This is a genomic window from Halomonas getboli (genome assembly GCF_023094245.1).
GTDB classification, from domain to species: domain Bacteria; phylum Pseudomonadota; class Gammaproteobacteria; order Pseudomonadales; family Halomonadaceae; genus Halomonas; species Halomonas getboli.
This window is the reverse complement of record NZ_JALMEW010000001.1, coordinates 1,012,354-1,023,129: the sequence shown is the minus strand read 5'-3', so window position 1 is coordinate 1,023,129 and position 10,776 is coordinate 1,012,354. Positions and strand designations below refer to the sequence as shown.

Annotated in this window: 10 protein-coding genes; 3 read left to right on the top strand and 7 right to left on the bottom strand. The window is 68.7% G+C overall.

The genetic code is table 11. The features are described from left to right. Positions 1-224 precede the first annotated feature (224 nt). Both purN and purM read right to left on the bottom strand, forming a co-directional pair. Positions 225-965 carry a phosphoribosylglycinamide formyltransferase gene (purN, locus tag MYL53_RS04905; protein WP_247852342.1) on the bottom strand — a complete coding sequence of 247 codons (741 nt, stop codon included), beginning with the start codon at positions 963-965 and terminating at the stop codon, positions 225-227. Then, complete coding sequence (gene purM, locus MYL53_RS04900; protein WP_247852340.1) at positions 962-2,035, bottom strand: phosphoribosylformylglycinamidine cyclo-ligase; 1,074 nt, start codon at positions 2,033-2,035, stop codon at positions 962-964. The genes purN and purM overlap by 4 nt, the downstream gene beginning before the upstream one ends. A gap of 141 nt (positions 2,036-2,176) precedes the next feature. On the opposite strand from purM, the gene MYL53_RS04895 reads away from it, so the two are divergent. Further along, entirely contained in the window at positions 2,177-3,253 is a 1,077-nt protein-coding gene (locus MYL53_RS04895) for an AI-2E family transporter (protein WP_247852339.1), read from the top strand. Beyond that, on the top strand, positions 3,250-3,951 hold the full coding sequence (gene hda, locus MYL53_RS04890; RefSeq protein ID WP_247852338.1) for a DnaA regulatory inactivator Hda: 702 nt from the start codon (positions 3,250-3,252) through the stop codon (positions 3,949-3,951). Before MYL53_RS04895 ends, hda begins: the two co-directional genes overlap by 4 nt. Before the next feature lie 152 nt (positions 3,952-4,103). Here hda and ehuB read toward each other — a convergent pair whose 3' ends face one another. The 3 genes from ehuB to MYL53_RS04875 form a co-directional block, all read right to left on the bottom strand. Next, positions 4,104-5,012, bottom strand: a complete 909-nt coding sequence (gene ehuB / locus MYL53_RS04885) for an ectoine/hydroxyectoine ABC transporter substrate-binding protein EhuB (RefSeq protein ID WP_247852336.1) — start codon at positions 5,010-5,012, stop codon at positions 4,104-4,106. A gap of 196 nt (positions 5,013-5,208) precedes the next feature. After that, positions 5,209-5,781 carry a hypothetical protein gene (locus tag MYL53_RS04880; protein WP_247852334.1) on the bottom strand — a complete coding sequence of 191 codons (573 nt, stop codon included), beginning with the start codon at positions 5,779-5,781 and terminating at the stop codon, positions 5,209-5,211. 113 nt (positions 5,782-5,894) lie between these two features. After that, positions 5,895-6,263, bottom strand: coding sequence for a phasin family protein (locus MYL53_RS04875; protein WP_247852333.1), 369 nt, complete (start codon positions 6,261-6,263; stop codon positions 5,895-5,897). A gap of 199 nt (positions 6,264-6,462) precedes the next feature. On the opposite strand from MYL53_RS04875, the gene MYL53_RS04870 reads away from it, so the two are divergent. Further along, entirely contained in the window at positions 6,463-7,842 is a 1,380-nt protein-coding gene (locus tag MYL53_RS04870; RefSeq protein WP_247852331.1) for a class II fumarate hydratase, read from the top strand. Between the two features lie 24 nt (positions 7,843-7,866). Here the strand turns inward: MYL53_RS04870 and MYL53_RS04865 are convergent, their stop codons facing one another. Then, on the bottom strand, positions 7,867-8,931 hold the full coding sequence (locus MYL53_RS04865) for an endonuclease/exonuclease/phosphatase family protein (protein WP_247852395.1): 1,065 nt from the start codon (positions 8,929-8,931) through the stop codon (positions 7,867-7,869). Between the two features lie 137 nt (positions 8,932-9,068). Then, positions 9,069-10,751, bottom strand: coding sequence for a glycerol-3-phosphate dehydrogenase/oxidase (locus tag MYL53_RS04860; protein WP_247852329.1), 1,683 nt, complete (start codon positions 10,749-10,751; stop codon positions 9,069-9,071). Between the last annotated feature and the right edge of the window lie 25 nt (positions 10,752-10,776).

The following is a 10,776-nucleotide window of genomic DNA, read 5'->3' as shown; positions in this document are numbered from 1 at the left end:
GCGCCGAGCTACAAGCGCCGAGCTACAAGCGCCGAGCTACAAGCGCCGAGCTACAAGCGCCGAGCTACAAGCGCCGAGCTACAAGCGCCGAGCTACAAGCGCCGAGCTACAAGCGCCGAGCTACAAGAAACCCCCGAAGGTTTAGCCTTCGGGGGTTTCTTGTGCTTCGGGCGGTTTCACGCTGCCGACTTGCAGCTTGCAGCTTGCAGCTTGCAGCTTGCAGCTTACTCCTCGATATCCTCGTCCAGCTCCTCGGCCGCGTCGGCGTGGGACATGCGCAGGCCTTGTTCCGGCAGCGGCATGCCGTCGAAGCGGGCGCCGCCGTCGCCGAACTGCAGGCGACCCTCGAGGCACCACTTCACGGCGATCGGGTAGATCAGGTGCTCGCGGGCGTGGACCTTGTCCTTGAGGCTTTCCTCGGTCTCGCCGTCGGCCACCTTGACCGCCGCCTGGAGCAGCACCGGGCCACCGTCGAGTTCCTCGGTGACGTAGTGCACGCTGCAGCCGTGCTCGGCGACGCCGTCGGCCAGCGCCCGGGCGTGGGTGTGCAGGCCCTGGTAGGCCGGCAGCAGGGACGGATGGATGTTGATCAGCCGGCCCAGGAAACGCTGCACGAAGCGCGGCGTCAGGATGCGCATGAAGCCGGCCAGCACCACCAGGTCGGGCTCGTGACGCTCGATGACCTTGATCAGGGCGCCGTCGTAGGCCTCGCGGCTATCGTACTCGCGATGGGGCAGGGCGACGGCGTCGATGCCGGCCTCGCGGGCGCGCTGCAGGCCGTAGGCGTCGGCCTGATTGGAGATCACCGCGACGATCTCGCCGCCCAGTCGGTCGTGTGTCTGTTCGTCGATCAGCGCCTGGAGGTTGCTGCCGTTGCCGGAGATCAGCACCACCACCCGCCGAGCCTCGGCGGGCTCGGGGGTGAAGTCCTGCAGGGTGTCGCTGCTGTAGTCGCTGTCGCTCATCCCTTCAGGTTCTCCAGCTGGACGACCTCCTCGTCGTCTCCGCGGGCGACGATCTCGCCGATGCGGTAGACCGTCTCACCGAGGCCCTGCAGATGGGCGCGGGCCTGGTCGGCCTTGTCGGCCGGCACCGCGATGACCATGCCGATGCCGCAGTTGAGCACGCGGTACATCTCGTTTTCCTCGACGTTGCCCTGCTGCTGCAGCCAGTCGAAGACCGCCGGGCGCTCCCAGCTGGCCACGTCGACGCGGGCGGCGGCGCCCTCGGGCAGCACGCGCGGCAGGTTCTCGGTCAGGCCGCCGCCGGTGATGTGCGACAGGGCGTGCACCGGCACGTCGGTTTCCTTGATCAGCGACAGCAGCGGCTTGACGTAGATGCGCGTCGGCGCGAGCAGCGCCTCGCCCAGCGGCTTGCCGTCGATGGCGATGTCCAGCGAGGCGTCGGAGACCTCGAGGATCTTGCGGATCAGCGAGTAGCCGTTGGAGTGGGGGCCGGAGGAGGCCATGCCCAGCAGCACGTCGCCCTCGGCGACCCGGCTGCCGTCGAGGATCTCGTCCTTCTCGACCACGCCGACGCAGAAGCCGGCCAGGTCGTAGTCGTTGCCCTCGTACATGCCCGGCATCTCGGCGGTCTCGCCGCCCACCAGGGCGCAGCCGGCCTGCTCGCAGCCGGTACCGATGCCGCTCACCACGTCGGCGGCGATGTCCACGTCGAGCTTGCCCGTGGCATAGTAGTCGAGAAACATCAGCGGCTCGGCGCCGGCCACCACCAGGTCGTTGACGCACATCGCCACCAGGTCGATGCCGATGGTGTCGTGGCGGCCCAGGTCCATGGCCAGGCGCAGCTTGGTGCCCACGCCGTCGGTGCCGGTGACCAGCACCGGCTCGCGGTAGCCGCTGGGCAGCTGACACAGGGCGCCGAAGCCGCCCAGGCCGCCCATCACTTCGGGGCGGCTGGTGCGCTTGGCGACGCCCTTGATGCGGTCGACCAGCGCGTTGCCGGCATCGATGTCGACGCCGGCGTCCTTGTAGCTGAGGGAGGCGCCGCTCGGGCGGTTGGTGGAATCGGTCATGGCCTGTCCTGTATGAACATTGCGGTCAATAATGCCCTTGGCGCTGTCGGCGCCGCCGGGCTGGGCAAGATGGGGCGTGAATTGTAGCATCACGGCGCACGGCTCGCACCGCCGTGCCGGGCATCACACAGGGAGAGCGAGATGCGCAGACAGGGTTGGGTCCTGGCCGTCACGGCGGCGCTGGGGCTGTGGTTCTTCATCAGCATCGAGCCGGTGCTGACGCCGTTTTTCATCAGCGCGGTGCTGGCCTATCTCGGCGACCCGCTGGCCGACCGGCTGGAGGAGAAGGGGCTGTCGCGGCGGCTGTCGGTGTCGGTGGTGTTCCTGCTGCTGACGCTGGTCATCGTGCTGACGCTGCTGCTGGTGATTCCGCTGCTGGGGCGCCAGATCGGCCAGCTGGCCCAGCTGTTGCCGGCGGCCCTGGACTGGGTGCAGGCCACGGTGCTGCCCGAGATCCGCCGCCTGACCGGCATCGATCTGGGCACCGACTTCGACCAGTTGCGCCGGGCGCTGCTCGACAACTGGCGCGAGACAGGGACGGTGGCCGCGACCCTGCTGGCCAAGGTGTCCCAGTCTGGGTTGGCGCTGGCGGCCTGGATCGGCAATCTGGCGCTGATTCCGGTGGTGACCTTCTATCTGCTGCTCGACTGGGACGTGCTGGTGGCCAAGCTGCGTGGCTCGCTGCCGCGTCAGTGGGAGCCGGCGGCGGCGCGCCTGGGCGGCGAGTGCGACGAGGTGCTGTCGGCCTTCCTGCGTGGCCAGCTGATCGTGATGCTGTGCCTCGGCGTCATCTATGCCGTCGGCCTGACCCTGCTGGGGCTCAAGTTCGGGCTGCTGATCGGCCTCCTGTCGGGGCTGGCCAGCATCGTGCCCTATCTGGGCGTGATCGTCGGCATCAGCGTCGCCGGCCTGGTGGCCTTCTTCCAGTTCGGCGACTGGCTGATGCTGCTCGCCGTGGCCGGGGTCTTCGGCTTCGGCCAGCTGGTCGAGAGCACCGTGCTGCAGCCCAAGCTGCTTGGCGACAAGATCGGCCTGCACCCGGTGGCGGTGATCTTCGCTGTGCTGGCCGGCGGTCAGCTGTTCGGCTTCACCGGCATCCTGCTGGCGCTGCCGGTGGCCGCCGTAGTGATGGTGGTGTTGCGTTATCTTCATGAGCATTATAAAAACAGCACACTTTATGATGCGGGACGCGGCCCCCAGGACGAGGAGTCACCATGAATCGAGCACCCGCGCAGCTCCCGCTGGGCGTGGGGCTGCGTGACGACGCCACCTTCGCCAACTTCCATCCCGGCCCCAGCGCTACCCTGGTCGATCGCCTGACGCGGCAGCTCGACGACGACGGCGAGCCCTTCCTTTATTTGTGGGGCGCCGAGGGCGTGGGCCGCAGCCACCTGCTGCAGGCCGCCTGCCACGCCGCCTCGGATCGCGATCGTCGCGCGCTCTATCTGCCGCTGGCCGAGCTCGGTCACTTCCCGCCGCTGATGCTGGAGGAAGTGGAGCGGCTCGATCTGGTCGCCATCGACGACCTCGACCGCGTGGTGGGGCGCAAGCGCTGGGAGGAGGCGCTGTTCCACGCCTTCAATCGCCTGCGCGACGCGGGCAAGCGGCTGATCATCGCCGCCGAGGCGCCGCCCCGGCAGCTGTCGGTGAAGCTGCCCGACCTGGCCTCGCGGCTGACCTGGGGCATGACCTTCCACGTCCAGGGCCTTGGCGACGACGATCGCCTGGCCGCGCTGCAGCTGCGGGCGCGGGTGCGCGGCATGCAGCTGCCGGACGAGGTGGCGCGCTACATCCTGCACCGCGGGCCGCGCAGGCTCGATGCGCTGTTCGAGGCCCTGGAAACCCTCGATCGCGCCTCGCTCTCGGCCCAGCGCAAGCTGACCATTCCGTTCGTCAAGCAGGCGCTGGGCTGGTAACGAACCTCGAAAGTGTCTGCGCTCGGCTATACGGCGTTAAAAATCAGATCAAAGTCCTCATTTACACCCCGTAAACTCCGGCTTTTCGCTGATTTTTGCCTTGTCTAGCCTTTGCTCGCCGACTTTCTAGACAGTGTCTTGTGATTGGCCTGTCATCCACCCTGCGGTTGGCAAAGCCGCTCGGCGCTGAAGCGATACGAGTAGAGGATGTCCTTCTTGAGGAAGCCGTAGCGGGTGAGGATCTGCTCCCACTCGTCGTCCTGCTTGAAGTCGGCCAGTGCGGCGTCGATCGCCTCTCTCAGGTCCGTGGCATCCTGCGGGAAGGCGAAGCCGCCCCAGTAGCGGACTTCCTTTCCATCGATCACCGGATCCTCGAAATCGAACTCCGCCTCCACGCCCTCGTCGAGGCGTTCCATCTGCGCCACGGTCAGTCCGGTGGCGGCGAAGGCGTCCGCGCGCTCGTCGAGCAGGGCGTCGATGGCCTCCTGCTGGGTGGTAACCGGCAGAATGCGAGCGGGGGCGACGCCCAGGGCGGCGAGCATGGTCTCCTGGACGGCGCCCTGCTGCACGGCCACCACCAGTTCGTCGGCGCGCTCGGCGAAGGCCTCGTAGGCGTGGATCTGGCGCGGGTTGGAGGCGCGCACCAGCAGGCCCTCGCCGTAGGAGGTATTGGGGTTGGAGAACAGCACCCGCCCGCAGCGGTCCGGCAGGATGGCCATTTCCGCCGCGGTCATGTCGAAGCGGCCTTCCTCGAGCCCCGGGATCAGATCCTTGAAGGTCGTCTCGACCCACTCGATATCGTCGATGCCCAGCGTCGCGAGCAGATGGCGCGCCACGGTCGGCCCGGCGCCCAGCGCCTCGCCGTCGGCGTTGAGATAGCCGTAGGGGCGTTCATCGGCCACGGCGATGCGGATGACGCCGCGATCGCGGATCTCGGCGAGGGTGGCGGCCGGTGATGCCGTGGGCAGGAAGGGCAGCAGCAGTGACAGCGTGAGAAGCAGGATGAAAGATGCGGCGCGGGCCGTTGGCCGCCGCGTCGCAATGGTGCGGACTGGTGGCATGATGAGATCCCCCTCCCGGCGTCGGCCGGTCGAGGCGAGTCTCCGATGGCTGGCAGGGAGGCCGGATCGAGCCGGGGCCGAGGCACCGGATGCTCGTTGAGGCCGTCCCGGGCGATTGTGGGGCCGTGTCCCTGGCAGCGTAGCCGGCGCAGGCGGTGCATTCGCTCGCGCCGGAATGCCTTCAGTCTAGTCGGCTTCAGCGATCGAGCTGGACTTCACGATGCTGGCCGTCGGAGAGCGACACCTGATGGATGATCACCTGCCGCTTGCCGCTCGTCGGGTCGACCACGCTGCCGGAGACATAGAAGCTGCCGGACGGCAGGCCGCGCAGCATGAAGTAGCCGTCGCCATCGGTGCGGGCGGTGTGGGTGTAGGCTCGAGCCCGCGGGTCGGCGGGCTCCACCGCGCGTCCGGCCAGCGCCTGTTCGGCGGCTTCGGCGGAGTAGGTGGTGATCGGCGCCACCGAGACGGTCTCGCCGCGCCCGACCACGGTGCCTGCCGCGGTATCCAGGGTCAGGCGGCCGCTGAGCGCGGCGCTGCCGGTCTTCTCCAGGGCGGCGTACTCGTCGGCGGGGAAGGCGACCTGGCGGGGCACGCGCCCCTGGGGCGACGGCGTCGTGTCGGGAGCCTCGCCGCCGATGTCGATCACCTCGGCGGGGCCGCGCCGCGTGGCGCCGTCGGGCGGCAGCACCTGGCAGCCGGTGAGGATCAGGCCCGCTAGAAGGGGCAGGCAAAAACGCGCTATCGCGCGGTTCGTGAACGTCGTCATCGCACTCTCCCGTGAGGGTTGGCCCTGTGCGGGGGAGAGCTTAACGCATATCCGCAACGAAAGGGGCCACCGCCGATGGCGGTGGCCCCAAGAGGCGGCGTCGAGCGTCAGGCTTACTTGGCCGCCTTGGTCGCGGTCTCGGTGGCCTGCTTGACGTTCTCTTCGGTCAGCTTCTGGCTCTGCTGGACGAAGTCCTGCTGCAGGGAGACGACCTTCTCGGCGTCGCCCTTCAGGCGCTCGGTCAGGTCCTTGGCGATCTTCTGCTGGCCTTCCATGTAGCTGCGCAGGCCTTCGGCGTCCTTGACGTCGAGCAGGGCGCGGAGCTGGGCCATACCGGTTTCGGAGTAGGCGCGGCCGGCCTCGAGCTGGGCGTTGGTCAGCTTCTCGGCAAAGTCCACGGACAGGCTGGCATAGGCGCGGGCCGGACCGAAGAACAGGGATTCGAACTGTTCGGTGAACTGCTTGGTATCGAAGTTTTGCATCGTCTTCGCCTCCTGTGATGGCGCACGTTGCGAAGGCCTGGGCGGAATGCCGTCGCCTTCTCTCCTCTGTTGCATTGCACAATAGCAGGGTGATTTGTGCAGTGCAACATCCGCGCATCGGCTTTTCGTGGCGCCGGCGTCTTGCAAGCCGGCAGGCGCGCCACCATGGTGAAAGGAAATCATCAGCCAGGAGGCGAACATGAGCGAGCACCGCATCGAGCGCGACAGCATGGGCGAGCTGGAGGTCCCGGCCGACGCCCTCTACGGCGCCCAGACCCAGCGGGCGGTGAACAACTTTCCGGTGTCCGGCCGGGCGATGCCGACCGGCTTCATCCATGCCATCGCCCGCATCAAGCTGGCCGCGGCCCGGGTCAATCGCGATCTGGGGCTGCTGGATGCCGCCCGGGCAGAGGCGATCGAGGCCGCCGCCGAGGCGGTGATCGCCGGTGAACACGACGACCAGTTCCCGGTGGACGTCTTCCAGACCGGTTCCGGAACCTCCAGCAACATGAACGTCAACGAGGTGATCGCCCATCTGGCCAGCCGCGATGGCCTGGACGTGGGGCCCAACGACCACGTCAACATGGGGCAGTCGAGCAATGACGTCGTGCCCACCGCGCTGCATCTGTCGGCGGCGCTGGGTGTGGCCTGCGAGCTGCGCCCGGCACTGGTGCACCTGCGCGGCACCATCGACGTGCGCGCCGAGGCGCTGGACGGTGTGGTCAAGACCGGCCGCACCCACCTGATGGATGCCATGCCGCTGCGCCTGAGCCAGGAGCTCGGCGGCTGGTCGAGCCAGGTCGGCCAGGCCATCGAGCGCTTCGACGACGCCATGGGGCGGCTGTGCCGGCTGGCCCAGGGTGGCACCGCGGTAGGCACCGGCATCAACGCCCATCCCGAGTTCGCCAGCCGGATGGCCCAGGAGCTCGGCCGGCAGACCGGGCTGTCGCTTGCGCCCAACGACAGCTTCTTCGCCAGCCTCGGCAGCCAGGACGCCGCGGTGGAGCTCTCCGGCCAGCTCAAGGCGCTGGCCTGCACGATCATGAAGATCGCCAACGATCTGCGCTGGATGAACTCCGGGCCGCTGGCGGGACTCGGCGAGATCGAGCTCGAGGCGCTGCAGCCGGGCAGCTCGATCATGCCGGGCAAGGTCAATCCGGTGATTCCCGAGGCCGCCGCCCAGGCCGCCGCCCAGGTGATCGGTCACGACGCGGCGGTGACGGTGGCGGGGCAGAGCGGCAACTTCCAGCTCAACGTCATGCTGCCGCTGGTGGCGGACAACCTGCTGGGTTCGATCACCCTGATGCGCAATGCCGCCTGGCTGCTGGCCGACCGCGCCATCGCCACCTTCAAGGTGCGCGAGGATCACCTCAGTGAGCCGCTGTCGCGCAATCCGATCCTGGTGACCGCGCTGAACTCGGTGATCGGCTATGACGCCGCGGCGGCCATCGCCAAGAAGGCCTACCAGGCAGGGCGGCCGATCATCGACGTGGCGGACGAGGAGACCGATCTCGGTCGCGAGGAGCTCGAGCGGCTGCTGGATCCGGCGGCGCTGACCCGGGGCGGTATCCCCGAGTAGGGGGATCGGCAGGTCCGGGGCGGGTCAGTCGTTCTGTTCTCGCTCCCGGGCCTCCTCGACGGTCTCCACCGCGTCACGATGCTCTTCCCTGGTCGCCGTCGGGTTGTCGTGTTCGTCGGTGCGGGTGGGGCGATAGCACAGCGTGGTCAGGATCGGGAAGTGGTCCGAGCCGAAGCGCGGCAGGCGCTGCATGCGCCCGAGGGTGAAATGCTCGCTGGCGAAGACGTGATCCAGCGGCCAGCGCAGCAGTGCGTGCTGGGCATGGAAGGTGCTGAACATGCCGCGGCCGCGGCGCGGGTCGAGCATGCCGCTGACCCGGCAGAACAGCCGGGTGCTGCGCGACCAGGCCACGTCGTTGAGATCGCCCGCCACCACGGTGGGCACCGTGTCCTGGTGGATGCCCTTGGCCACCAGCATCAGCTCGCCGTCCCGCCACAGCGATTCCTCGCTCTCGCTGGGCGCCGGCGGACGAGGATGCAGGGCGTGGAAGCGGATACGATCGCCGCTCTCGAGCTCGATGCCGCAGTGGATCGAGGGGATGTCGTCCTGGATCAGCCACTTGACCTTCGGATCGACCAGCGGCCGGCGGGAATAGAGATGCATGCCGTAGAGGTTGTCCAGCGGCACGCGCACCGCATGCGGCCAGTCGTCGCCGAGCCCCTCGTCGAGGCGCTCACCCCACCAGGCGTCGGACTCGAGGGTCAGGATCAGGTCGGGGGCCTGCTCGCGGATGATCGCCAGCAGGGCGTCGCTGTCGCGGTTGGGGGTCAGCACGTTGGCCACCAGCAGCGTCAGGCAGCGGTCCGGCCGGTCGTGACGGGCGCGCTTGACCTGCACCGGCCACAGCGGCGTCCAGGGCAGGATGTGGCGCAGCTGAAGGGCGAGCACGAGGAGGCCGGTGGCGGCGATCCAGGGCGCCATGGCCGTATCGGCCAGCGGCGAGGCCAGCGCGCAGGCGCCGCCGGCGAGGCCGATCTGCAGGCGAGGAAACTCGCAGGCCCGCAGCCACCACCAGTGCCCGGGCACCCGGGCAATCAGGCTGGCCAGCAGCATCAGGGCGGCGATCCCGCCGAGCAGCCATCCGAGTATCTCGCCGAGCATCTGCCCCTCCCTCGCGTCGATCCATGAAGAGCGTCGTCCGTCACCCCGTCGTTCGAGGGTAAGCGCTAAGACGGTCGATCGCGAGAGTGGCAAGACCTTTGTGCAGGCTGCGCGAAGTCGACTTGTCAGGCGCTGGCGCGAGAGGCGCTGTCATGTGTCGCATCCACCGTCGTGTCGGCGGATGCGGGCGCGGCCTCGTCGTCCGTCGCGCCGGCGAAGTAGTCCGCCAGCCGCTCCTCGGCCCGGTCGCCGAACAGGATCTCGCAGGCCTCGCGCAGGCCCGGCGAGGCGCGCAGCGGCGCCTCGCCCACCACCAGCGAGATCTTGGAGCGCCGGCGCAGGAAGTCCTCGAGACGGGTGACCATCTCGCGCTGTCGCGCCTGCTCCAGCTCGCCGCGCAGATACTCGGTGCCTTCGATCAAGAGCTCGCCCTGGCGCGGGTCCTGCCGGATGCGCTCCAGCAGTTCGAAGGCGTGCCGGCCGTAACGGCGCCACAGCCGGGTCGTCAGCGGCTCGCTGGAGCTGACCGGCGTCAAGTCATCGAGCCCCATCCGCTCGGCCTGGCGCAGGAAGTCGCGCTTGACGTCGTCGCCCGGCTCGCCGTACCAGCGGGCGTCAGGATGGCTCGGCGCGATGCCGAGCCGTTCGACCTCGGTGACGATCTCCTCGCCGACGTTGAGGCAGTCGGTCAGCTTGCCGCCGAAGATGCTGATGTGGCGATGCTTCTCGTCGGTGTCGATGGCGTGCTTGCGCGACAGCTGCAGGAAGTCGCGCCCCTCGCCGCCGCTGGCCTTGACCGCCAGCGGGCGCACGCCGCAGCGGGTCGAGATGACATCGTCGCGGGTCAGCGGCGTCGCCAGGCTCAGGCGCTTGTTGATGTTGTCGAGCACGAAGGCCACGTCGTCGTCGGTGACCGAGACCTCGGGCGAGTCGACCGGCGTGTCGGTGGTGCCGATGCAGGTGCGCGGCCCCATGGGAATGGCGAAGAACAGCCGGCCGTCGTCGGCGAAGAACGCCAGCACGCGGTGGTGATCGGTGAGCCGCGGCACGATCAGGTGGATGCCCTTGGAATAGGCGTGGCGATGCTCGGTGGCCTGGCCGGTAAGGGCGTTGTGGGCGTCGACCCAAGGGCCGGCGGCGTTGATCAGCACCTGGGAACGAACCTCGAAGCTCTCGCCGCCGATCTCGTCGCGCACCCGGGTCAGCCAGCCGTCGCCGCTGCGCCGGGCGCCTTCCGAGGCCACGTAGTTGGCCGCGCAGCCGCCGTGGTCGAGGGCGCTGCGCACGAAGTTGAAGACGAAGCGGGCGTCGTTGTCGTGCAGGTAGGCGTCGGAGTATTCGAGCCCGCCCACGGCCTCGCTGACGTCGACGATGGGCTCGCGGCGGCGGATGCTGGACGGGCGCAGGTAGTGGGGAATGCGCGTCGCGCCGTTGCCCATCAGCCAGTACAGCCAGGCACCCGCCCACAGGGTGTGTGGGCGGTGACGGAAGCCGCGGCCCACGGTGGTCAGGAAGCGAATCTCCTGCACCGTGGAGGGGAAGCTCTCGATCAGGTGGTTGCGGCTCTTGCACAGCTTGCGTACCAGGCCGAAGTCGTGGCTTTCCAGATACTTGATGCCGCCCCAGGCCAGGTTCGAGGAGTGCTGGCTGGTGGCGCCGGCGAAGTCGCCGCGGTCGATCAGCGCCACCCTGACGCCCTTGCCGGCCAGCGCTGCCGCCGCGGAGGCGCCGTTGATGCCGCCGCCGATGATCAGGACATCGAAGGTCTCATCGGCCAGGCGCCGGATGTTGCTGTCTCGCAGTTGCATGAGAGAGGCTCCGTCGGGAAAGGAC